The following is a 21980-nucleotide window of genomic DNA, read 5'->3' on the forward strand; positions in this document are numbered from 1 at the left end:
TCCTATGAAGACAAGGACCATTACAATGAAGAAAGCGCTCCTTGGCAGCCTGGTTTCGGCCGCCTTGTTGACCAGCTTCAATCTGAGTGCCGCCACTGCCGGTCAGGCCGTGGACGCTCAAGCCGCCACCGACAACGCATCCAAAGTTTCCCAGCAGAAGATCGACAGCTATGCCGAATCTGCCGAATCCGCACTGGCCCAGTACAAGGCAGCCCTGCGTCAGGTCGACAGTCTGCGCACCTACAACGAGCAGGTGAGCAAGATGGTCGAGTCCCAGAGTGCCGAGCTGGCGTCGATGCAAAAGCAGATCGCCCAGATTGATCAGACCAGCACCGAAGTTGTCCCCCTGATGCTCAAGATGATCGACTCCCTCGAGCAGTTTGTGGCGCTGGATCTGCCGTTCCAGAAGGTCGAGCGCGAGGACCGCGTAGCAGCCCTGACCGACCTGATGAACCGTGCCGATGTCACCATCTCCGAGAAGTACCGCAAGATCCTGGAGGCCTACCAGATCGAGGAGGGCTTCAGCCGCACCATCGAATCCTACAAGGCGAGCCTGGACAAGGATGGCAGCGAGAAGACCTACGAGTTCCTGCGCGTTGGTCGCATCGCGCTGCTCTATCAATCCCCGGATGGCAATGAGACCGGGATGTGGAACAAGAAGACTCGCCAGTGGGAAGAGTTGCCCCAGGAGTATCGCAGTGCGGTTGAACAGGGCCTTCGCATCGCCAAGAAGCAGGCGCCTCCCGCGCTGATCAAGCTGCCGGTTCAAACTGCGGAGAAAGCATCATGAAAGGAATCAAACTTGCTATTGCCTCCCTGATTGCGGGAGCAACCCTAGTCACCCTGCCGGTGACCGCCGCCGAAAAACCGGTGGATCTCAATGCGCTGCTGAACCAGGTCAAGGCCTCCAGCCTGAGCGAATCCCAACTCAACAAGGAGCGGGAAGCCCGCTTCCTGGCTGACAAGAACGAGCAGGGGGCGCTGCTGGCCAAGGCCAAGGCCGAGCTGGCTGCCGAAACCGCCAAGGGCGAGCAGCTCAAGGCGACCTTTGATGCCAATGACAAGCAGCTGACCGAGCTGACTGAAACCCTGCGCCAGCGTTCCGGCAACATGGGCGAGATGTTTGGTGTGCTGCGTCAGTTCGCCGGTGAGTTCAAGGGGATCTTCAATGCCTCCGCCCGTCGGGTCGAGCATCCGGAGCAATCCGCCCTGTTGACCCGTCTGGCCGAGAGTAAAGAGCTCCCCTCCAGCGATGATCTGGAAGCGTTCTGGACCACCACCCTCAGCCGCATGGTGGATGGTGGCAAGGTGAGCCAGATCCCGGCGACCGTGGTCTACGGCGAAGGCAACCAGGCTGAGAAGACCGTCACCCAGATCGGCGAGTTCAACACTGTTTCCGAAGGCAAGTACCTCACCTTCGTGCCGGAGACCGGCAAGTTCGAGCAGCTCTCCCGTCAACCGGAGAAGAGCGTGCTGGCTCCCATCGCCGAGTTTGAACAGGGTGGTGACGGGGTCAAACCCATCTTTATCGACCCGTCTCGCGGCGTGATCCTCTCCCTGCTGGTGCAGTCACCGACTCTCAAGGAGCGGATCGATCAGGGTGGTTCCGTGGGTTATGTGATCCTGGCATTGGGGGTCATCGGTACCCTGCTGGCCATCTTCTGCGGTATCCGGCTGTCGCTGATCGGCTCGTCCATGCGCAAGCAGCTGAAATCTGATCAGATCATCAAGGGCAACCCCATTGGTGACATGCTGGGGGCCTACCAGAACCATCGCGGTGACAACATCGAGGATCTGGAGTCCAAGCTCGACGAGATTATCCTGCGCAACGTGCCCAAGTTCGAGAAGGGCATCAGCATCATCAAGCTGATCGCCTCCGTCGCACCACTGCTGGGCCTGCTCGGTACCGTTGTGGGGATGATCGCCACCTTCCAGGCCATCACCCTGTTCGGTACCGGCGATCCCAAGCTGATGGCGGGCGGTATCTCCGAGGCGCTGGTGACCACCATGCAGGGTCTGGTCGTCGCGGTGCCCATGCTGTTCCTCTACACCATTGTGCAGACCCAGAGCCGTCGTCTGATCCAGGTGCTGGAAGAGCAGAGCGCCGGTTTCGTTGCCCGTTATCAGGAACGTCTGCACGCCTCCAAAGCCGCAGCGTAAGGAGTCACCCATGTGGTTCTGGTTGATTGAAGAAGTCGAGTCGGTCCGCCGGTTTTTGGGATTGGGGGGCGATGTACTGGTCGCCCTGTTCTTCCTGACCCTGATGATGTGGGCCCTGTTGCTGGAGCGCTGGTTCTACTTCATGGCGGTTTACCCCAAGCAGGTGAAGCAGACCAAGGCCACCTGGCTGGCCCGCACCGATCATCTCTCCTGGTCTGCCAAGCAGATCCGGCGCGAGCTGGTCTCACGGGTCGCCATGGCGGTGGACAAGGGGATGCCGGTCATCAAGGTGCTGATTGCTCTTTGCCCGTTGATGGGGTTGCTCGGCACCGTGGTGGGGATGGTGCAGGTGTTTGACACTTTGGCCATCACCGGCACCGGTTCGCCGCGGGCGATGGCATCGGGGATCTCCAAGGCAACGGTACCGACCATGGCGGGCATGATCGCCGCCCTTTCCGGCCTGTTTTTTGTCAACCAGCTCGATCACAAGGCCAAACTGGCGGTGCAAAAGCTGGAAGACAACCTGAAACACGGTTGATGCAGGATGCATACCCCCGGCGAGGCATGGCCTGCCGGGGGCACAGAACAAGCAAGGAGTTTCTGCTATGAGAAAACGTTACAGCGACAGCGGTGCTGACGAGGCGGCTATCGATTTGACCCCCATGCTGGACATAGTGTTCATCATGCTGATCTTCTTCATCGTCACCACCTCCTTCGTCAAGGAGTCCGGTGTCGAGATCAACCGTCCCAGTGCCAGCACGGCCGAGACGGTGAAGAAGGGCAATATCATGGTCGCGGTGCGCGAAAACGGTCAGGTCTGGGTCGACAAGCGGGTGGTCGAGGTGGGGGCGGTACGCGCCAACATCGAGCGGCTGCGGGCCGAAAACCCGGAGAGCGCCGTGGTGATCCAGGCCGATAACGAATCCCGTTCCGGTCTGGTGGTGCAGGTCATGGATCAGATCCGCATGGCCGGTGTCCAGAGCATCTCCATCGCGGCAGACAAGAGCAGCTGATGCCGGAGAGAGACCTATGAGATACCTGATATCGTTGGCGGTCTCCTGTGTGGTGGTGTTCTTTCTGTTTCTGGGAATGAACAAGCTGATCACACCGGATCACCGGGAGCTGGTGGAGAAGGATGACGTCACCATGACCGATTTCATCCGCCTCAAGCCCCAGGAGACCCTGCAAGAGAAACAGCGGGAGCTGCCCAAACCGCCGCCGCCCAAGCGTCCGCCGCCGCCTCCCGAGATGGAAGTGGCCAGCACGGATCGGCCGAAGATGGAGAGCGCGCCGATGGACATGCCCAAGCTCGACATCCCGGTCAATATCGGTGGTGGCAACGCGCTGGGTGCTTACAGCACCGGCGGCGGTGGTGGCGGAGTCGGTGGTAACAATGGTGCCATTCCGCTGGCAACATTCGAGCCCATGATGCCCCGCAAGGCGGCACTGGCGGGGTTGGCCTCCGGCAAGGTGCTGGTGGAGTTCACCGTCACCGAGCGCGGCACCGTCAGCAACGTGCGGATCGTCAAGGAAGAGCCGCGCAGTTATGACCTCGGCAAAGAGGCGCGCAAAACCATCGCCAAGTGGACGTTCAAACCGGCCATGGTGGATGGCAAGCCGCAGGCGAGCCGTATGCAGCAAGAGATCGAGTTTGCGGTCAACTAAGGAAGGTGGCGATGAACAAGTTACACAAGATGATCCTCGCCCCGGTCGCCATGGCGGTGCTGCTCAGCACCGCCAGTTGGGCCGCCGAGCAGCCGGCCCTGTCGGATCGGGCCTATCGGGCGGTCAACAAGGCGCAGGAGCTGATCACCGAGAAGAAATACGGTGAGGCCAATTCCAAGCTGCAAGACGCGCTCTCCGGCGCGGGCGAGCGGGTCTACGACAAGGGGGTCATATTGCAGACGCTCGGTTTCGTAGCTGCTCAGCAGGAGAAATACGGTCAGGCAACCAAGTACTTTGCCGATGCCATCGCGACAGGCGGCCTGCCGCCACCGGTGGCCCAGCAGGTGCGCTACAACCTGGCCCAGCTCTATATGGCGGAGGGCAATTATCAGGGGTCGATCAAGACCATGAAGGAGTGGTTTGCCAACCAGGGCAAGGATGACAAGCCCAACTCCCATGCCTATATCACGCTGGCCAACGCCCACGTGCAGCTCAAGCAGTACCGTGACGCGATCCCGGCGGTGGATCAGGCGATCAAGCTGTCGGCAGGTAAAGCGCCGGAGTCCTGGTATCTGCTGAAGATGGGGGCTCACTACGAGCTGAAACAGTACAAACCGGCGACCGAGGTGCTGACCTCTCTGGTCAACATGTTCCCGGAGAAGAAGAAGTACTGGACCCAGCTGTCGGCCATGCATATGCAGGCAGGCAACGATGCCAAGGCGCTGGCAGCGCTGGAGTCGGCTTACAACCTCGGCATGCTGACCGAGGCCGCCGAGCTGCAGCGCCTCGCCAACTACCTCGCCTTCACCGGCATTCCCCATCGCGCCGCACGGGTGATGGAGAAGGGGATGAAGGATGGGGTGATTGAGCAGAGCGCCAGCAACTACAAAACCCTGGCCAACTACTGGCATCAGGCCAAGGAGCTGGATCCGGCCATCGACACCCTGGCCAAATCCTATCAGCTGGCCCCGAGCGCCGATCTGCAGCTGAAAATGGCGCGCATGATGATCCAGAGCAAACGCTATCAGGATCTGGTGGCGCTGGCCGCCAAACCAGCCGCCAATGCCAATGGTGAACAGCGGGCGGATCTCAAGTTCCTGACCGGTGTCGCCTATTTTGAGCAACAAAAGCCGAAGGAGGCCCTCAACGCCTTCACCCAGGCAGCTCAGAATGGCAACGTCAGCGGTCGGGCATCTCCGTGGATCAGCTTCCTCAAAGAGCAGAGTGGCACCGGAGAGGCAGCCGTCCAGTAATTCCAATGACAACTACCTGTAGTCCCTTTTATGGTTGCCTGGTGGCTCCATTAACCGCTCTTCGGAGCGGTTTTTTTATGGTGGCAGCCAGCACCGGCGGGTGGCCGACGCACGGTTTTATCCCTCTTCATGCCAATACAGAGCCTCCCTCGACATTGGTCTATCTCCCCGGATGTGACAAACGTTTTAGCTAGGGCTGCAACCGTGACACAAGGTGGCGCTGCGCTGTGGTTGACGGGGCTCGGGTGGCTCGCTGACAGGCGGGCAGTGCCATTGATCTTTCTCTTTGCTGCGATTTGCCAGTGTGGCTTTTGCCCTGTTGATAAGCGTCACATCGAAAACGGCTACTTTTAACAAGAAAAGCAACATATGGAAGTTGAAATTTTGGCCGACTCAGGAAAGAATGCGCGCTCGGTTATTGGCGTCGTGGGGCAGGTTGACCCGCCACCGGCAGACCGAGGATGAGACGGCCTCCGGCCCATTTGGTACAGGAAACCACACAGGAATTTTATGAATCCCCTTCGCACTGCCGCTTCGGCCCTTTTATGCACTTTTGCGCTGGTCAGCCAGCAGGCTGCCGCCGTCGAGTACCGTCTGCCTGCGGCCAACAGCCGCCTGATCGGTGAAAACCAGGAATACGTGGTGCCTGCGGACAACCGTCCGCTGGAGCAGATCGCTGCTGACTTCCAGCTGGGTCTGACCAACATCATGGAAGCCAACCCGGGCGTTGATCCCTATCTGCCGAAGGCGGGTAGCACCCTGATCATCCCCCACCAGCTGATCCTGCCCAACGCGCCCCGCGAAGGGATCGTCATCAACGTTGCCGAGATGCGTCTCTACTACTACCCGAAAGGGAAGAACGTGGTGGAAGTGCTGCCCATCGGCATCGGTCAGCTGGGGGTAAACACCCCGGAGAACTGGATCACCAAGGTAGAGCGCAAGCGCGCCAACCCGACCTGGACCCCGACCGAGAACATCCGTCGCCGCTATGCCGCCCAGGGCAAGACCCTGCCAGCAGTATGGCCAGCCGGTCCGGATAACCCCATGGGTCTGCACGCCCTCTATATCGGCAACCTCTATGCCATTCACGGTACCAATGCCACCTTCGGTATTGGTCTGCGGGTGAGCAGCGGTTGCGTGCGTCTGCGCGCTGACGACATCAAGTATCTGTTCGACAACGTGCCGGTCGGCACCCGCGTCCAGTTCGTCAACCAGCCGGTCAAGACCACGGTCGAGCCGGATGGCGGTCGCTACATGGAAGTACACGAGCCGCTGTCGCGCACCGAGGAGGAGTTCAACTCCACCGCCTCCGTGCCGCTCCCGATGACACCGGCTATCACCCGCTTCATTGCTCACGCCGAGTCTGACTCCAACGTGGTCAAGCAGGTGCTGGAACAGCGTACCGGTATGCCGACCCGCCTCAATCCCTGATTGAGCAAGTTGGCGGTGCCGCGCGCACTGGCTGAATAAAGAAAACGGCGACCAGATGGTCGCCGTTTTTTATGGGGAGAGTCACCGCTTGCTCACTGCACGCAGACCGGGCAGAAGGCGTAGGTGCCTTGCGGATCGTTGAAGCGGGTGAGCGGGTCGAGACTGCGGTTCACTTCCACCAGAGCCTTGCCAAAGCCGGCTGGCAGCCAGCTTTGCAACTGAGGGGCCAGCACTTGGGCACTGCTGTCAAACAGCTGGCGCAGGAACTTGTCCTTGGTGGACTCCTCCTGCTCGATGGGGGTCACCTGCCACTCTTTGAGGTTGGCTAGTTCGGCGGCGGCCTTGATGGCGTCATCCAGATTGCCGAACTCGTCCACCAGCCCCAGGGTCTTGGCATCCTCACCAGTCCAGACCCGACCTTCGGCCGCTTTCTCGGCCTCTTCCGGGCTCAGACCGCGGCCCTTGCTCACCAGACCGATGAAGCGCTGGTAGGTATCTTCCACGCTCAGCTGGATGGCCTGACCGACGTGATCCGGCAGGGCGCGGGTCGGGCCGACGCCGACGTAATCTGTGGTGCCAACCCCGTCGGTATGCACGCCGAACTGGGCCAACGCCTTGTCGATGGTGGCGAACATGCCGAATACCCCGATGGAGCCGGTGAGGGTGGTGGGGGAGGCGAAGATCTTGTCCGCATCGGCGGAGATCCAGTAGCCACCGGAGGCGGCATAGCTGCCCATGGAGACCACTACCGGTTTGCCAGCCTGTTTCAGGGCCAGCAGCTCGGCGCGGATCTGCTCGGCGGCGAAGGCGCTGCCGCCCGGGCTGTCGACCCGCAGGACCACGGCTTTGACCTTGTCATCGCGGCGAGCATCGGCCAGCAGGTCGGATAGGCTATCACCGCCTATGGTTCCGGCAGGCTGGACGCCATCCATGATGGCGCCGCTTGCGACCACCAGACCCACCTCATCCTTGCCGCTCTGGGGATATTGTTCCGGAATGGCAGCCAGATACTCTTTCAGGCCGACCCCTTTCCAGCCGTGGTCGTCCGCTTCACCCACCTCTTTAATGACCGCCTGGGTCATCTCGTCGCGGGTGGCCAGCTGATCCACCAGACCGTTGTCGAGGGCGTAGTTGGCGGCATTGCCACCGGCCTTGCGCAGCAGCTCGAGGAAGCGATCCTTGCCCGGCGCGACCGCCTCGGGTTCGATCTCTCGCTGCTCGGCGACATCAGCCACATAGGATTGCCACAGCTGATCCAGCCAGCGCTGGTTCGCCTCTTTGCTCTCGGGGGACATCTCGTCGCGGGTATAGGGTTCGACGAAGGATTTGTAGGTACCGACCTTGAATACATGCGGGGTGATATTGAGCTTCTCCAGCGCTGACTTGAAGTAGGTCTGGTAGACCCCAAGCCCCTCGATCACCACGGCGCCGCTCTGGTTGAGCAGCACGTGATCGGCGTGGGCCGCCAGCAGGTACTGGCCCTGAGTGTAGAAGTCGGCCATGGCGATCACCGGTTTGCCGCTCTCCCGGAAGGAGTCGATGGCGCTCGCCACCTCCTGCAGTTTGGTGAAGTTGGCCCCCTGGAGCCCTTGCGGCTTGATCACCAACGCCTTGATGCGCTCGTCATCCTTGGCACTCTTGATGGCCCACAGCAGGTCGGAGAGGACGATCTCGCTCGGCTGCTCGTCGCTGCTGTCCATCTGGCGCAGCAGTTGTACGGTGGGATCTGTCTGGGAGCGTTGCTCCACCAGCACGCCGTTGAGATTGAGGGTCAGCGCCCCTTCGATTGGCGCCTTGGGCGCCTCTTTCTGGCTGACGCTGAAGACGATGACCAGCACTACGATGAGAAACAGCAGATTGACCAGCATCAGCCGGGTGAAATTGAGCAGGCGCCACAGGCTGCGGAACAACCAACCCAGACCTTTGAAAATAGACATAGTCGCGTTATCGCCCTGTTAATGGGTAGAGAAGAGCCATTATTAACCAGTTGCGGGCGAAATTGCCATTTCCGACTGGCGGATCCCGCCTATCTTCGTTCAGGGCACGGCTGTTCGCTGAAAAATTGTCCAAACATTTGTTTGAAAAAGAATTTTCGATTCTTTACTCTAGCCTCAGTTTGATAACAAAAAATTAACTGGAGGCATCGTGAGCCGCTATCCGACCCTGCTGATCCCGCTCGATCTTGGTTTTACCCAGCTGCGCAACCGGGTGTTGGGCGTTGTTCCATGCACCCTGGCCTTAAAGAGGAAGGCATCATGAGTCGCTATCCCCATCTGCTGACGCCCCTTGACCTCGGTTTTACCCAGCTGCGCAACCGTGTGTTGATGGGCTCCATGCATACCGGCCTCGAAGAGGAGAAGGGCGGTTTTGACAAGCTGGCTGCCTTTTATGCCGAGCGCGCCCGTGGTGGTGTTGGCCTTATCGTCACCGGCGGCATTGCCCCCAACCTGCGCGGTCGGCTGGTGCCTCACGGCTCTCAGCTGAGCTTCCCTTGGCAGGTGAGCAAGCACAAGAAGGTGACCAGCGCCGTGCATCAGGAGGGGGGCAAGATAGCGCTGCAGATCCTCCATGCCGGTCGTTACGCCTATCATCCCTTCAGTCTGGCCCCGAGCGCCCTCAAGGCCCCCATCTCCCCGTTCAAGCCACGCGCCATGAGCGAGCGGCAGATCCGCGGCACCATTCGCGACTTCGCGGCTACAGCAGCGCTGGCCAAGGCGGCCGGTTATGACGGTGTCGAGGTGATGGGCTCGGAAGGTTATCTCATCAACCAGTTCATTTGCGAGCGTACCAACAAACGCACCGACGGCTGGGGCGGCAGCAGCGAAAACCGGATGCGCTTTCCGGTGGAGATTGTCCGCGCCATCCGCGAGCGGGTCGGCTCCGACTTCATCATTATCTTCCGCCTCTCCATGCTGGATCTGGTGGAGCAGGGTTCGACCCTGGAAGAGGTGATTGCCCTTGGCAAAGCGCTGGAAGCGGTGGGGGTGACCCTGATCAACACCGGTATCGGTTGGCACGAGGCGCGCATTCCCACCATCGCCACCAGCGTGCCACGCGGCGCCTTCAGCTGGGTCACTGCCGAGCTGAAAAAACACCTCAAGGTGCCGCTTATCACTACCAACCGGATTAACACCCCCGAGGTGGCCGAGCGCATTCTGGCGGGGGGTGAGGCGGATATGGTCTCCATGGCACGCCCTTTCCTGGCGGACCCGGAGTTTGTCATCAAGGCGGCCGAGAACCGGGCGGACGAGATCAACACCTGCATCGCCTGCAACCAGGCCTGCCTCGACCATGTGTTCAAGCAGAAGCGCGCCTCCTGTCTGGTCAATCCCCGCGCCTGTTTCGAGACCGAGCTGACCTTTGGCCGCGTGCCCCAGCCCAAGAAGCTGGCGGTGGTGGGGGCGGGCCCGGCCGGGCTGGCGTTTGCCTGTTACGCTGCCGAGCGCGGTCATCAGGTGAGCCTGTTCGATCAGGCCAGCGAAATCGGCGGCCAGTTCAACTTCGCCAAGCAGATCCCGGGCAAGGAGGAGTTTCACGAGACTCTGCGCTATTTCGCCAAACGGCTGGAGAAGTGCGGCGTAGAGCTCTATCTGGGCCAGCGCCAGAGTGCCGAGAGCCTGCTCGGCGGCGGTTTTGACGAGGTGATCCTCGCTACCGGTATTCGTCCGCGCACCCCCAATATTCCGGGCATCGAACACCCCAAGGTGATGAGTTATCTCGATGTATTGCGGGATCACAAACCGGTCGGCCAGAAGGTGGCGGTGATCGGCGCTGGCGGCATCGGTTTCGATGTGGCTGAGTATCTGGTAGAGAAGAAGGTGGAGATGGATGCCGATGGGCACCGTGATCACTGGCTCAAGGAGTGGGGCATCGACAAACAGCTTGGCGAGCGCGGTGGCCTCACGGCTCCTGAAATCGACGCCCCCGAGCGCCAGATCTGGCTGCTCCAGCGCAAGGAGAGCAAGGTGGGTGACGGACTTGGCAAGACCACCGGCTGGATCCACCGTACCGTGCTCAAGAACCGCAAGGTGCAGATGCTCTCCGGGGTGCAATATCTGGGGATCGATGACGAGGGCTTGCACATTCAGGTGGGCGAGACCAAGCAGTGTCTGCCGGTGGATCAGGTTATCGTCTGCGCCGGGCAGGAGCCCCTTAAAGAACTGCAGGCCGGGTTGCAGGCGGCAGGCAAGCCGGTGCACATCATCGGCGGAGCCGACGTGGCTGCCGAGCTGGATGCCAAGCGTGCTATCCGGCAAGGGGCCGAGCTGGCTGCGATCATCTAGCCAACTGTGCCCTCTTGTCCCTTTTTAGTGCGATAAACCTCTGAGCCTCAGGGGTTTTCTTCATTCGGTGCTGTGCTAAGGTAGCGCCATCATTGCCCCAGAGAAGGAATTGCCCATGGATGCCCTCACCCTGTTGCTCAATCGCCACTCCTGTGGCCGTCTCGCCGATCCCGCCCCGAGCGGTGAGGTGCTCGACAATATCCTCAAGGCGGGTCTGCGCGCGCCGGATCACGGCACCCTGACTCCCTGGCAGTTCATTCTGTTTGAAGGGGAGGGGCGCGAGCGGCTGGGCAAGCTGCTGGCCGAGGCGGCCCGTGTCCGTGGCGAAGATGAAGAGAGCATCAAGAAGTGCAGCGAAGCGCCGCTGCGGGCGCCCTTGGTCATCGCCGTGGCAACCCGTTATCAGAAGCACCCCAAGGTGCCGAAACTGGAGCAGGAGCTCTCTGCCGGGTGTGCCCTGATGGCGATGCAGATGGCGGCGCAGGCGCAGGGCTTCAACGGTATCTGGCGCTCCGGCTGGTTTATCTTCGACGAGCAGATCAACAAGGGATTGGGACTGGCGGCAGAGGATCAGCTGGTGGGTTTCCTCTATCTAGGTACTCCCATGCTGGAAGCACGCAAACTGCGTGAGCTGCCGCTCGATGAGTTTGTCCGCCGTTTCTGACTTTTCGGCCACGTTGCGGTTGAGAGAAGCAAAGCCTCGAGAAATCGGGGCTTTTCTGTTTAACCGTGAATAGTAACCAGAGAAATTGGAGAAAATAAATGGCTCAAAGAGGCTTCGCACGCCATAGCAGGTAATTATTTAAATAGTGCGATGTAACTCGCAATCCTGTTGTATTTCACTATGTAAAACGTTTGCGTGTTCGCTAATATCTCCCTGCCAGTTTAGAAGGGCACTCCTTCTAATTTTTCTGCGATGAGAGTCGCAATTCCGTAGCACCTTTTAACAGCCCAACGTCTTCGTGACATTGGGCTTTATTTTTTATGGGGTGTCGGGGCTGTTGTGAGCTGATGGCGATATCGGCATACAACCCGGTTGGCAGCCTTATGCCCTGTTTTTGGCTGGCAGGATCCGGGCCGGGCTGCCGACTACCCGAGCTCCGGCCGGTACATCTTTGGTGACTACGGCACCCGCGCCGACGATCGCCTCTCGCCCTATGGTTACACCGGGCAGCAAGATGGCGCCGCCCCCAATCCAGACCTTGTCTTCAATGGTGACCGGCAGCGCCGTCTCTGTTCCCTGAATCCGTTCGTCGGCCTCCAGCGCATGGGCTGCGGTATAGATCTGCACGTTTGGCCCAATCATCACATGGGCGCCGATGCGAATGGGGGCATTGTCCAGCAGGGTAGCCCCCATATTGATGTAGGAGTCCTTGCCCAGGTGGATGTGGCGGCCATAGGTGCAGTAGAGGGGCGGGCAGATAAAGGCATTCTCTGCCAGTTCGCCAATCAGCTCCGCCAGTAGTGCCCGCTGCTCAGCCTCATCTTCCGTCTGATTGAAACGGCGATAGCGCCGTGCCGCCTCCCGGCGCAACTGGGCCAGCTCGGGTGCCATGCAGTTGTACGGTTGGCTGCTGATCATCTTCTGGTATTCGTTCATGGCAGGGCCTCAATGATGTGGAAGAACGATGTTAATCCCTCATTGGCCAGAGAAGCGTGAACCGTCCCCCAGAGTGGGAAAGGGGGAGAAACAACAAGAGCACCCGTGGGTGCTCTTGTTTGATAAAGATGCTGATTTTCCGCCTTGAGAGCGGGAGCTATGTTTAGCCGTGCTTGCGGCCGGAGAGGCGGCACCACTCCTCCTTGACTGCGATCGGGTCCATCTCGAACCACTGGCCGTAGATAGTTTCCAGCTCCGGGGCCTGGCTCTCCAGCACGCCGGAGAGGGCCATCAGGCTGCCCGCTTTGCCGTGGCCGGCGATCAGCGGAGCCAGTTCGCGCAGCGGGCCGGCCAGGATATTGGCGACCACTACGTCCGCTTCGACGTCTTGTGGCTGGTCGGCTGGCAGATAGAGCTCAATCTGGTCGGCGACGCCGTTGCGCGCGGCGTTGTCGCGGCTGGCCTGAATGGCCTGCGGGTCGATGTCGATGCCGATGACGCGGGCGGCACCCAGTTTCAGGGCGGCGATGCCGAGAATGCCGGAGCCGCAACCAAAATCGACCACGGTTTTACCGGTCAGATCCAGCCCGTCCAGCCACTGCAGGCAAAGTGCCGTGGTGGGGTGGGTTCCGGTACCGAAGGCCAGGCCCGGATCCAGCATGACGTTGACCGCATCGGGGTTCGGCACGTCGCGCCAGCTCGGGCAGATCCAGAGGCGCTCGCCAAACTGCATGGGGTGGAAGTGATCCATCCACTCGCGCACCCAATCCTTGTCTTCCAGCTGCTCGACCTTGTAGCCGACATTTTCGCCGAAGATCTGCTGGAAGAAGGCGATGGTGGGAGCCGGATCGGTTTCGGCATCGAACAGACCCATCACTTCGGTCTCGCCCCACAGCGGGGTTTCACCGGGCATGGGTTCATAGACGGGCACATCCTTGGCATCCATAAAGGTCACCGCCTGGGCTCCACGCCCCAGCAGCATGTTGCTCACCTTGTCTGCGGTCTTGGCAGTGGCGTTGATTCGAATTTGTATCCAGGGCATGGCGTCGACTCTTCATAAATGTGAAACCGCGAGATTCTACCATCATGGGGCAGTGCTGTCGTGGTTTGCCCATGACGTGGAGGGATACGGGGCTTTTGCCGGATTGGCACGGTTCCTGTATTGCTCTATGCAGGCGAAGACGACCGGTTTTCGCTGAACGCTTTGCTCAAGTTCCGTCATCTTTCACTGCCACCCTCGGGTGGCATTTTTTTATCTGCACTTCTTTGCTTGGTAAATAGTCTGCCAGAGAAAAAAAGAGCAAGGTCGGTACCTTGCTCAAGGACGGGCTGACGCCGTTTTGGCGCATTCATGCTGCTGTTGGCACGCCAGATGCAAAGACTAATATGTCCTGCATAAGGATATGTGTGTGATTGTTACCCCAATGTTCAGGTATTCAGGCCATTTCTCGCGAAATGGCCTCTTTTTTGGCTGATTGTCGGACGTTGGCCTGCCACAGGCAGTCATGAGTGCCGCTGGTTGTGCCCGTTTGGGGCATCTCCTTGGTGAACTTATCCCATCATGGTGCGTTGGAGGGCTTAGTTGGCAAAGTCGCTCATGTCGATCACCAGCTTGCCAACCATACGGCCCGCTTCCACCTCGGCATGGGCCTGAGCCAGCGTGATCGGGGTCAGCGACGGGATGGTTCTGGTCAGGGTGGTCTGCAGTACCCCTTCATCGACCAGTGCCGCCACCCGGCCGAGCAGGCGGTGCTGTTCGATCATGTCCGGCGTCTGGAACAGGGAGCGGGTGAACATGAACTCCTGGCTGAAGGTGACGCTCTTGCTCTTGAGCAGGGAGAGATCCCAAGGCTCGCTCGATTCGGCGATGGTGCAGATATGGCCAAACGGGCGGATCAGCCCTGCCATGGTGGCCCAGTGCTCGGCGGTGGCGTTGGTGCAGAAGATGGCATCGACCTGGGTGATGCCAAGGGCGGTCAGCTCCTCCTGCAACTTGTGGTGGTTCACGACCTGATGGGCGCCCATCTTGAGGCACCATTCGCGGCTCTCGGGGCGGGAGGCGGTAGCAATCACCTCCATACCGGTGAGCTGGCGAGCCAGCTGGATGGCGATGGAACCCACGCCACCGGCGCCGCCGATGATCAGCAGTTTGCCACGGCTCTCGCGGGTGAGGGCAAAGCGCTCGAACAGGGTCTCCCAGGCGGTGATGGCGGTGAGCGGCAGGGCGGCGGCCTCCACATCGCTCAAGCTGGTGGGGGCGATCGCGGCGATGCGCTCATCCACCAGTTGCAGGGCGCTGTTGCTGCCCGGACGGCTGATATCGCCGGCATACCAGACCCGGTCGCCCGCCTTGAACAGGGTGACTTCGCTGCCGGTGGCGATCACTTCCCCCACCGCATCCCAGCCCAGTACCCGGGGCGAGCTTTCAATTTTGGCCTTGGGGGAACGCACCTTGGTATCCACCGGATTGACGGAGGTGGCGGTGACCCGCACCAGCAGATCCCGCGGGCCCGGAACCGGATCGGGCAGGTTGGCGGCGATGAAGCAGTCGGGGTGGTCGCTTGGCAGATAGTGAGTCAGGGCAATGGCTTTCATGGTTTTTCCTTTCAAATCGCTGTGTTCGGGATTGCCACTCACTCTAGTCTGGTTGATTATCAAGATTAAGATGGGTAATCGGTAAAGACTGTTTGAATATATGAACAATGTCGATCTGGAGTTGATGGGACTGTTTGCCACCGTGGTGGAGCAGGGAAGCTTTACCCGGGCCGCCGAGCTGCTTGGGATGCCCAAGTCATCGGTGAGCCAGAAGATCTCACGGCTCGAATCCCAGCTCGGGGTGCGGCTGTTGCAGCGCACCACCCGCAGGTTGAGCTTGACCCCGCAGGGGGAGCTCTATGTGGAGCACTGTCAGGGGCTGCTGGCACTGGCCCGCAGTGCCAATCTGGCGATGGCACGGCTGCGCTCGGCCCCGGCGGGGCGGGTGCGGATCACTGCCCCCGAGGCGACCGGTACTCTATTGCTTGGCCGGATCCTCGCCAAGTTTCGCGCCCTCTATCCCGAGGTGGTGCTGGAACTGACCCTGAGCGATGAACAGCTCGATCTGGTGGGGGAAGGTTATGATTTGGCGCTGCGGGCGGCACCGCTGAAAGACTCCAGCCTCATCTGTCGGCGTATCGGTCAGGTGGCGCGCCATCTGGTGGCGGCTCCCGCCTATCTGGCGGCCCACGGCATGCCGCAACAGTTGAGCGAGCTGGGCCGTTATGCCTGTCTGGTGCACTCGGCCATGCCGGTGTGGCCATTGCAGGAGGGTGGCTGGCGGCCGCAGGGGGCCTGTGTCAGCAACAGCTTGCTGGCGCTGCGGGAGATGGCGCTTCATGACGGGGGGATTGCCCTGTTGCCCCACCATGTCTGTGAAGGGGATTTGGCGGCGGGGCGGTTGCAGAAGGTGTTGCCGGATCAGCCGATTCCGGCCAACCCGTTTTACCTTATCTATCCGAGTCGGGAGCATCTGGCTCCCGCCCTGCGCACCCTGATGGATTTCGTGGCCGAGCGGTTGCCGTTCGCCTGAGTTACCAGCTGCTCTGGCTGGCCGACTCCTGATTGGGTTTGAGGCCGAGGGGGACCGACTGGCGCTCCGCCAGCATGCGGATCTGCCCTTCAATCAGGCTGGCGCTGGGGCCCAGCACTAGCACCAGCTGGTGGTCGTTGAGCTGGATCCAGGAGAGGCAGCCCAGGCCCAGCAGGCGAGATTCATCCACCAGTGAAATATCGCGCACCCGCAGGCTGAGGCGGGTGATACAGACACTCATCGCCACCAGATTGTCCATCCCGCCCAGCACCTTGAGGTACTGGATCGCCAGCATCTGCGGGTCGGAGGGGGCAACGCTGGCAAGGCGCGGATGCTCCACCGCGATGGGCTTGCTCGGCATGCTGAGGGGGGCACGCTCCAGCAGTTGGTAAAAGAGCAGGGTGTAGGCGACGAAGAACAGGATTCCGACCGGGATGAGCCAGAAGCTGTGCTCCCCAGCCTGATAGCTCAGCACCAGATCCAGCAGTCCGGCGGAGAAATAGCTGCCCACCTTGATCCCCAGCCCGCTACAGACAGCGAGCGACAGCCCGGTCAGCAGGGCGTGGGCGAGAAACAGCCAGGGGGCGGTAAAGGCGAACAGAAACTCGATGGGTTCGGTGATGCCCACCAGTGCCGAGGTGAGCGCCAGAGTGAGCAGCAGCCCGCCCTGCGGCAGCTGCTGCATCCGCTGGCGGTGCAGCCAGATGGCAAAACAGGCGCCCGGCAGGCCGAACATGATGATGGGGTAAAGACCGGCCACATACCCTTCATGAAGGGGTTGGGCGGTGGCCAGCGCCTGCAGGTTGCTCTCGCCAAGGCCGATGACGCTGCCCAATACCTGATGGAGACCGAGCGGGATCAGCAGTCGGTTGAGGGTGCCGTAGCAGAAGGCGCCAAACGGCGTGGTGAGCAGCTCGGAGGTGAGCAGGGTCAGCCCGCGCTCCAGTGGCGGCCACAGCAGCGAGAGGGGGATGGCGATCAGCAGGCAGGCCAAGGCCGACACCAGCAGGCTGGGAAACTCCCCTCTGGCGATCTGCAGCCAGCGGGGCAGCGTTTGCTGGTGAACCCAGGGATAGATAATGGCGGTGGTGAGTCCCGCCAGCAGGCCGCAGACCATGTCGGCGTGCAGGTTGGGGGCTAGCGTATTGAAGGCGGTGCTGAGCAGCAGGAAGTTGACCGCACCCGCCAGCGTCTGTCCGCCCAGCTCCTGTCGACTCAGGCCAAAGGCGATCGCCACCGCATAGATGAGCGGCATCTGGCTGAAGATCGCCTGACCGGTGAGGGAGAGCACCGCCAAATCGAGTACGTCGGGTTGCCCAAGCCGGTAGATCAACGCCGCCATCGGCAGGATGGAGACGGGCAGCAGCAGGGCATAACCGAGCCGCTGCAGGGCTTGAGTAACGACTTGTCGAGTGGCTTTAACGGGCATACAGCGGCTACGTTCTGTGACTTGGCGCACAGTTTAACCGGAAAACACCTATTTGGGGATAGTTTTGGAACCCCTAATTTATATTTTTATTATTTCTGCCCGAAAAGGTCGCGTACTTCCCGCGAGGGCGGTGCCGTCAGCAGGCTGACCGTGATAAAGACCACCAGCGCCAGCGTGAGGCTTGGCACGATGGCGTGCAGGCCAGCCAGCTTGATCCCCCACTGACTCAGTACCCCATAGCTGACGATGCCGCTGACCATGCTGGCCAGCGCGCCCGGGCCGTTGGCCCGTGACCAGTAGAGGCCGAGCACCAGCGGCCAGAGGAACACAGCCTGCAGACCGCCAAAGGCGAGCAGGTTGAGCCAGATGATCATCTCGGGCGGTTGCAGCGCCGCCAGCAGCACCAGGGTGCCCAAGATCAGGGTGCAGAGCAGGGAGAGGCGCGGAATGCGCACTTCCAGCTTCTCCTGCTTTGGACTCAGATAGTTGAGGTAGAGATCCTTCACCAGAGTGGCGGAAGCCTGGATCAGCTGGGAGTCGATGGTGGACATGATGGCCGCCATCGGCGCCGCCAGAAAGACCCCGGCCAGCCAGGGGGGCAGCACTTCCATCATCAAGGAGGGCATGATCTTGTCCGGGCTGTCCATGCCCGGCAGGATGGCGCGGCCGAGGGCGCCCGCCAGATGCATGCCAAACATCAGCAGTGCGCTGACCACGGTGCCGATCAGAATGCCGCGATGGAGCGCCTTGCTGTCGCGATAGCCAAAGCAGCGCAGCGCCGAGTGGGGCAGCCCCACCACCCCGATACAGACCAGGATCCAGAAGCTCAGCATAAAGGGCTGGGTCAGCATGTCGCCAGCCCCTTGCGGGCTTACCAGCTTGGGATCGATCTCCCTGAGCTGGTGGATGAGGTTCGGCAGGCCGTCACCGGCAATCAGAATTCCTGCCAGCAGGGCGCCGGTGCCGATCAGCATGATGATCCCCTGCAGGGCATCAGTCATCACCACGGCGCGGAAGCCGCCGATGATGGTGTAGAGCAGCACACAGCTGGCAAACAGCATCAACCCCTGCTGGTAGGAGAGGCCGGTGGCGGTCTCCAGCAGGCGGGCGCCGCCGATAAACTGCACCACCATAGTCGCGATAAAGGCGAGGATGATAGTAACGGAGCCGAGGATCACCACCGCCTTGCTCTGGTAGCGGGCCCACAGCATATCGTTGATGGTCACCGCATTGACCCGGCGGGCGATGATGGCGAACTTCTTGCCAAGCACTCCCAGAGTGAGCCAGACGGTGGGCAGCTGGATCATCGCCAGCAACACCCAGCCCAGACCGATCTTGTAGGCCGCGCCCGGCCCGCCGATAAAGGAGGAGGCCGAGGTGTAGGTGGCCACTAGCGTCATCGCCAGCACCAGCCCACCCATGCTGCGGTTGCCGATGAAGTACTCCTGCACGAAGTTGCCTTGCGCGCGATGGCGGCTGGCCCAGAAACCCACCCCCAGCACCAGCACCAGATAGATGACGAGCGGCAGCATCAACTCAAGATTCATGGGATGACTCCTTGCCGGAAGGGGAGTGGGTATCGAGGGGGATCTCCACAAACAGCCGGTTTACCATCAGGGCGCAGAGCAGAATGAACAGCAGCGGCATCACCATGCAGCTGAGCAGGAACCACAACGGCAGCCCCCACAACTCCAGCTGGAGCGGGATAAAATAGGCGGTGCCATACCAGGCAAAGAAGTAGAGCAGGGTCAGCAGCAGGCAGAAAGCTGCTTCCCGGCTGGCGAGAGCAAAACGGTTCACCTTGGCCTCCGACAAATTTGAGGGGCGCAAGGATAACAAAAAAGGGCCATGTCGCCATGGCCCTTTTTCAGCAGAGGCTCCTTGCGGAGCAGACTTCCACCGGAAGTCCGGTCTCTATCAGCGATCCTTACAGACCCAACTTCTTGCGCAGGTAGTGGGCGTTGGTACTGCCACCGTGCAATATCATCAGGTCTCTATCAAGCGATCCTTACAGACCCAACTTCTTGTGCAGGTAGTGGATATTGGTGCCACCGTGCTGGAAGTTTTCGTCTTTCATGATCTCTTTTTGCAGCGGTACGTTGGTCTTGATCCCTTCTACCACCAGCTCGTCCAGCGCATGACGCATACGGGCGATGGCAATGTCACGATTCTCGCCGTAACAGATCAGCTTGCCGATCATTGAATCGTAGTGGGGCGGTACCTTGTAACCGGCATAAATGTGGGAGTCCCAACGCACGCCCAGACCACCCGGCGCGTGGAAGCGCTGCACCAGACCCGGAGAGGGCATGAAGGTGGCCGGATCTTCGGCGTTGATCCGGCACTCGATGGCATGGCCACGGATGCGGATATCCTGCTGGGTGATCGACAGGGGCTGACCGGCGGCGATGCGCAGTTGCTCCTTGATCAGATCGATACCGGTGACCATCTCGGTGACCGGATGCTCAACCTGAATACGGGTGTTCATTTCGATGAAATAGAACTCGCCGTTCTCGTACAGGAACTCGAAAGTACCCGCACCGCGGTAGCCGATCTCGATACAGGCGCGCACACAACGCTCGCCGATGAACTTGCGCATTTCGGCGGTGATGCCGGGCGCCGGCGCCTCTTCCACCACTTTCTGGTGACGACGCTGCATGGAGCAGTCACGCTCGCCCAGATAGAGGGCGTTGCCCTGGCCGTCTGCCAACACCTGAATTTCGATGTGGCGCGGGTTTTCCAGGTACTTCTCCATGTAGACCATGTCGTTCTTGAAGAACTGGCCCGCTTCGGATTTGGTCAGGGCAATGGCGCCCGCCAGTTCCGCTTCATTGCGCACCACGCGCATACCGCGACCACCACCGCCACCGGCGGCCTTGATGATCACCGGATAGCCGATGCGCTTGGCAATGGCGGCGTTGTGCTTGGCGTCGTTATCGACGGGGCCGTCGGAGCCCGGTACACACGGTACGCCCGCTTTCTTCATCGCTTCGATGGCGGAGACCTTGTCACCCATCAGGCGAATGGTCTCGGCGCGCGGGCCGATGAAGATGAAGCCGGATTTTTCGACCACTTCGGCGAAATCGGCGTTCTCGGAGAGGAAGCCGTAACCCGGGTGGATGGCCACGGCACCGGTTACCTCGGCGGCGGCGATGATGGCCGGGACGTTGAGGTAGGATTCAGTACTGGCCGGTCTGCCGATACAGATGGATTCGTCGGCCAGCAGCACATGTTTGAGCTCCCGGTCGGCGGTGGAGTGAACGGCCACTGTCTTGATCCCGAGCTCTTTACAGGCGCGCAGGATCCGCAGGGCAATTTCACCGCGGTTGGCGATGACTACTTTGTCCAACATGGGTGGCGATTTCCCTTATTCGATGATGAACAGCGGCTCGTCAAATTCGACGGCCTGACCATTTTCAACCAGGATCGCTTTGATCACACCGGCCTTGTCAGACTCGATTTGGTTCATCATTTTCATGGCTTCGACGATGCACAGGGTGTCGCCGACATTGACTTGCTGACCCACTTCCGCGAACGGCTTGGCATCCGGGCTGGAGGAGCGGTAGAAGGAGCCAACCATCGGGGAGCGCATCAGGTGACCGCTCGGTGCTGCATCGGTGGCCGGTGCGGCGGCAACCGGGGCGGCAGCGGCAGGTGCGGCAACCGGAGCGGCTTGCTGCATCATCATCTGCGGCATGGCGGTGGTCACCTGACCGGAGAAGTTGCGGCTGATGCGAACGGACTCTTCACCTTCGGAGATCTCCAGTTCGGCGATGCCGGACTCTTCAACCAGTTCAATCAGCTTCTTGATTTTGCGGATATCCATTAGCATTCTCTTTCTTCTTTATCTGATCAGTGATTATCAAGCCGCGCGCAGATGGTGCACGGCCGCGGTTAAAGCGAATTGGTAGCCATCGGCCCCCAGACCACAAATGACCCCTTTTGCGACATCAGACAGATAGGAGTGATGACGGAACGGCTCCCTGGCATGGACGTTTGACAGGTGAACCTCGATAAAAGGGATGGCGACACCCAGCAGCGCATCGCGAATGGCGACGCTGGTGTGGGTGAAGGCGGCTGGATTGATGATGATAAAATCCACCTGGCCCATGGCCTGATGGATGCGGCCGACCAACTCATGTTCGGCGTTGGATTGCAGATGTTCCAGAGTGACACCGAGTTCGCTGGCGTTAAGCTTCAGATCGGCAACGATCTCATCAAGCGTCTTGCTGCCGTAGATACCCGGTTCCCGTTTGCCCAGCAGATTCAGGTTTGGTCCGTTGAGCAGGAGAATTCGGTGATTTTGCGACATATTGAGTACATCCTCGATGATAATGCTGCTATCTATCAGCTATCTTGTGGACTACCAGAAATCTAGCCATTTTCTGCGCAAATCGGTGTGCCCTGGCACACAGATTTCGCAATTATATTGATTTCGTGAAAATTAGCAGCATTTTACTGGTCTAATCTCTACATCTGGCTATTTATTGCACATTTTGGTCGGCAAGGCTCCGTAGCTACCGCCTTGCTGTTTGCTGGCGGATGAGAAACGACAAAGCCGGCACAAGGCCGGCTTTGTTGAGCAACAAACGAA

The 21980-nt window shown here is 60.3% G+C and carries 20 protein-coding genes; 10 read left to right on the forward strand and 10 right to left on the reverse strand.

Going from position 1 to position 21980, the window contains the following annotated elements:
* Nucleotides 1-25 precede the first annotated feature (25 nt).
* The 7 genes from I6L46_RS00590 (at nucleotide 26) to I6L46_RS00620 (ending at nucleotide 6509) form a co-directional block, all read left to right on the forward strand.
* Nucleotides 26-790, forward strand: a complete 765-nt coding sequence (locus I6L46_RS00590; RefSeq protein WP_005343435.1) for a DUF3450 domain-containing protein — start codon at nucleotides 26-28, stop codon at nucleotides 788-790.
* Nucleotides 787-2160 (forward strand): MotA/TolQ/ExbB proton channel family protein, encoded by a 1374-nt coding sequence (locus I6L46_RS00595; protein ID WP_042054929.1) that lies wholly within the window; start codon nucleotides 787-789, stop codon nucleotides 2158-2160. The genes I6L46_RS00590 and I6L46_RS00595 overlap by 4 nt, the downstream gene beginning before the upstream one ends.
* Before the next feature lie 10 nt (nucleotides 2161-2170).
* Nucleotides 2171-2698, forward strand: a complete 528-nt coding sequence (locus I6L46_RS00600; protein WP_005338936.1) for a MotA/TolQ/ExbB proton channel family protein — start codon at nucleotides 2171-2173, stop codon at nucleotides 2696-2698.
* A gap of 67 nt (nucleotides 2699-2765) precedes the next feature.
* Entirely contained in the window at nucleotides 2766-3173 is a 408-nt protein-coding gene (locus I6L46_RS00605; RefSeq protein ID WP_216977093.1) for a biopolymer transporter ExbD, read from the forward strand.
* Nucleotides 3174-3189: 16 nt separating this feature from the next.
* Nucleotides 3190-3825, forward strand: a complete 636-nt coding sequence (locus I6L46_RS00610) for an energy transducer TonB (protein WP_005343441.1) — start codon at nucleotides 3190-3192, stop codon at nucleotides 3823-3825.
* A gap of 11 nt (nucleotides 3826-3836) precedes the next feature.
* A complete protein-coding gene (locus I6L46_RS00615) occupies nucleotides 3837-5078 on the forward strand; it encodes a lipopolysaccharide assembly protein LapB (protein WP_216977095.1) in 1242 nt (413 codons plus the stop codon).
* 510 nt (nucleotides 5079-5588) lie between these two features.
* Nucleotides 5589-6509: a L,D-transpeptidase family protein gene (locus I6L46_RS00620; RefSeq protein WP_005338927.1), complete on the forward strand. Its 921-nt coding sequence runs from the start codon at nucleotides 5589-5591 to the stop codon at nucleotides 6507-6509.
* A 92-nt stretch (nucleotides 6510-6601) separates the two neighbouring features.
* Here the strand turns inward: I6L46_RS00620 and sppA are convergent, their stop codons facing one another.
* Nucleotides 6602-8446, reverse strand: a complete 1845-nt coding sequence (gene sppA, locus I6L46_RS00625) for a signal peptide peptidase SppA (RefSeq protein WP_216977097.1) — start codon at nucleotides 8444-8446, stop codon at nucleotides 6602-6604.
* Between the two features lie 318 nt (nucleotides 8447-8764).
* Between sppA and I6L46_RS00630 the strand changes: the two genes are divergently transcribed.
* Entirely contained in the window at nucleotides 8765-10792 is a 2028-nt protein-coding gene (locus tag I6L46_RS00630) for an NADPH-dependent 2,4-dienoyl-CoA reductase (RefSeq protein ID WP_216977099.1), read from the forward strand.
* A 115-nt stretch (nucleotides 10793-10907) separates the two neighbouring features.
* Nucleotides 10908-11456: an NAD(P)H nitroreductase gene (locus I6L46_RS00635; protein WP_216977101.1), complete on the forward strand. Its 549-nt coding sequence runs from the start codon at nucleotides 10908-10910 to the stop codon at nucleotides 11454-11456.
* 381 nt (nucleotides 11457-11837) lie between these two features.
* Here I6L46_RS00635 and I6L46_RS00640 read toward each other — a convergent pair whose 3' ends face one another.
* From I6L46_RS00640 to I6L46_RS00650, 3 genes are all read right to left on the reverse strand, one after another.
* Complete coding sequence (locus tag I6L46_RS00640) at nucleotides 11838-12392, reverse strand: sugar O-acetyltransferase (protein ID WP_216977103.1); 555 nt, start codon at nucleotides 12390-12392, stop codon at nucleotides 11838-11840.
* A gap of 163 nt (nucleotides 12393-12555) precedes the next feature.
* Nucleotides 12556-13434 carry a 50S ribosomal protein L11 methyltransferase gene (gene prmA / locus I6L46_RS00645; protein ID WP_216977105.1) on the reverse strand — a complete coding sequence of 293 codons (879 nt, stop codon included), beginning with the start codon at nucleotides 13432-13434 and terminating at the stop codon, nucleotides 12556-12558.
* A gap of 536 nt (nucleotides 13435-13970) precedes the next feature.
* Nucleotides 13971-14987, reverse strand: a complete 1017-nt coding sequence (locus I6L46_RS00650) for a zinc-binding alcohol dehydrogenase family protein (RefSeq protein WP_216977107.1) — start codon at nucleotides 14985-14987, stop codon at nucleotides 13971-13973.
* Nucleotides 14988-15087: 100 nt separating this feature from the next.
* Between I6L46_RS00650 and I6L46_RS00655 the strand changes: the two genes are divergently transcribed.
* Nucleotides 15088-15960 (forward strand): LysR family transcriptional regulator, encoded by an 873-nt coding sequence (locus tag I6L46_RS00655; RefSeq protein ID WP_216977109.1) that lies wholly within the window; start codon nucleotides 15088-15090, stop codon nucleotides 15958-15960.
* Between the two features lies 1 nt (nucleotide 15961).
* On the opposite strand, the gene I6L46_RS00660 is transcribed toward I6L46_RS00655, so the two are convergent.
* The 6 genes from I6L46_RS00660 to aroQ all read right to left on the reverse strand — a co-directional run bounded on the left by I6L46_RS00660 (nucleotide 15962) and on the right by aroQ (nucleotide 21698).
* The gene (locus tag I6L46_RS00660; protein WP_216977111.1) at nucleotides 15962-17389 is read right to left on the reverse strand and encodes a PTS transporter subunit EIIC; all 1428 of its coding nucleotides are present in this window, start codon (nucleotides 17387-17389) and stop codon (nucleotides 15962-15964) included.
* Nucleotides 17390-17478: 89 nt separating this feature from the next.
* Nucleotides 17479-18936, reverse strand: a complete 1458-nt coding sequence (gene panF, locus I6L46_RS00665; protein ID WP_204481131.1) for a sodium/pantothenate symporter — start codon at nucleotides 18934-18936, stop codon at nucleotides 17479-17481.
* Complete coding sequence (locus I6L46_RS00670; protein ID WP_043822874.1) at nucleotides 18926-19189, reverse strand: YhdT family protein; 264 nt, start codon at nucleotides 19187-19189, stop codon at nucleotides 18926-18928. The genes panF and I6L46_RS00670 overlap by 11 nt, the downstream gene beginning before the upstream one ends.
* 208 nt (nucleotides 19190-19397) lie before the next feature.
* Nucleotides 19398-20738 (reverse strand): acetyl-CoA carboxylase biotin carboxylase subunit, encoded by a 1341-nt coding sequence (gene accC, locus I6L46_RS00675; RefSeq protein WP_005338910.1) that lies wholly within the window; start codon nucleotides 20736-20738, stop codon nucleotides 19398-19400.
* Between the two features lie 15 nt (nucleotides 20739-20753).
* Nucleotides 20754-21212, reverse strand: coding sequence for an acetyl-CoA carboxylase biotin carboxyl carrier protein (gene accB / locus I6L46_RS00680; protein ID WP_201992276.1), 459 nt, complete (start codon nucleotides 21210-21212; stop codon nucleotides 20754-20756).
* Nucleotides 21213-21248: 36 nt separating this feature from the next.
* Nucleotides 21249-21698 (reverse strand): type II 3-dehydroquinate dehydratase, encoded by a 450-nt coding sequence (gene aroQ / locus I6L46_RS00685; RefSeq protein WP_005338907.1) that lies wholly within the window; start codon nucleotides 21696-21698, stop codon nucleotides 21249-21251.
* Nucleotides 21699-21980: the final 282 nt, after the last annotated feature.

The organism is Aeromonas sp. FDAARGOS 1416 (genome assembly GCF_019048085.1).
Classification (GTDB): domain Bacteria; phylum Pseudomonadota; class Gammaproteobacteria; order Enterobacterales; family Aeromonadaceae; genus Aeromonas; species Aeromonas veronii.

What these genes read in the sequence shown, in the direction of transcription:
- sppA (WP_216977097.1), bottom strand. Translation starts at nt 8,446, where the DNA reads ATGTCTATTTTCAAAGGTCTGGGTTGGTTGTTCCGCAGCCTGTGGCGC.
- accB (WP_201992276.1), bottom strand. Translation starts at nt 21,212, where the DNA reads ATGGATATCCGCAAAATCAAGAAGCTGATTGAACTGGTTGAAGAGTCC.
- I6L46_RS00630 (WP_216977099.1), top strand. Translation starts at nt 8,765, where the DNA reads ATGAGTCGCTATCCCCATCTGCTGACGCCCCTTGACCTCGGTTTTACC.
- I6L46_RS00615 (WP_216977095.1), top strand. Translation starts at nt 3,837, where the DNA reads ATGAACAAGTTACACAAGATGATCCTCGCCCCGGTCGCCATGGCGGTG.
- I6L46_RS00650 (WP_216977107.1), bottom strand. Translation starts at nt 14,987, where the DNA reads ATGAAAGCCATTGCCCTGACTCACTATCTGCCAAGCGACCACCCCGAC.
- accC (WP_005338910.1), bottom strand. Translation starts at nt 20,738, where the DNA reads ATGTTGGACAAAGTAGTCATCGCCAACCGCGGTGAAATTGCCCTGCGG.
- prmA (WP_216977105.1), bottom strand. Translation starts at nt 13,434, where the DNA reads ATGCCCTGGATACAAATTCGAATCAACGCCACTGCCAAGACCGCAGAC.
- I6L46_RS00600 (WP_005338936.1), top strand. Translation starts at nt 2,171, where the DNA reads ATGTGGTTCTGGTTGATTGAAGAAGTCGAGTCGGTCCGCCGGTTTTTG.
- I6L46_RS00620 (WP_005338927.1), top strand. Translation starts at nt 5,589, where the DNA reads ATGAATCCCCTTCGCACTGCCGCTTCGGCCCTTTTATGCACTTTTGCG.
- I6L46_RS00660 (WP_216977111.1), bottom strand. Translation starts at nt 17,389, where the DNA reads ATGCCCGTTAAAGCCACTCGACAAGTCGTTACTCAAGCCCTGCAGCGG.
- aroQ (WP_005338907.1), bottom strand. Translation starts at nt 21,698, where the DNA reads ATGTCGCAAAATCACCGAATTCTCCTGCTCAACGGACCAAACCTGAAT.
- I6L46_RS00590 (WP_005343435.1), top strand. Translation starts at nt 26, where the DNA reads ATGAAGAAAGCGCTCCTTGGCAGCCTGGTTTCGGCCGCCTTGTTGACC.
- I6L46_RS00605 (WP_216977093.1), top strand. Translation starts at nt 2,766, where the DNA reads ATGAGAAAACGTTACAGCGACAGCGGTGCTGACGAGGCGGCTATCGAT.
- I6L46_RS00595 (WP_042054929.1), top strand. Translation starts at nt 787, where the DNA reads ATGAAAGGAATCAAACTTGCTATTGCCTCCCTGATTGCGGGAGCAACC.
- I6L46_RS00655 (WP_216977109.1), top strand. Translation starts at nt 15,088, where the DNA reads ATGAACAATGTCGATCTGGAGTTGATGGGACTGTTTGCCACCGTGGTG.
- I6L46_RS00635 (WP_216977101.1), top strand. Translation starts at nt 10,908, where the DNA reads ATGGATGCCCTCACCCTGTTGCTCAATCGCCACTCCTGTGGCCGTCTC.
- I6L46_RS00610 (WP_005343441.1), top strand. Translation starts at nt 3,190, where the DNA reads ATGAGATACCTGATATCGTTGGCGGTCTCCTGTGTGGTGGTGTTCTTT.
- panF (WP_204481131.1), bottom strand. Translation starts at nt 18,936, where the DNA reads ATGAATCTTGAGTTGATGCTGCCGCTCGTCATCTATCTGGTGCTGGTG.
- I6L46_RS00640 (WP_216977103.1), bottom strand. Translation starts at nt 12,392, where the DNA reads ATGAACGAATACCAGAAGATGATCAGCAGCCAACCGTACAACTGCATG.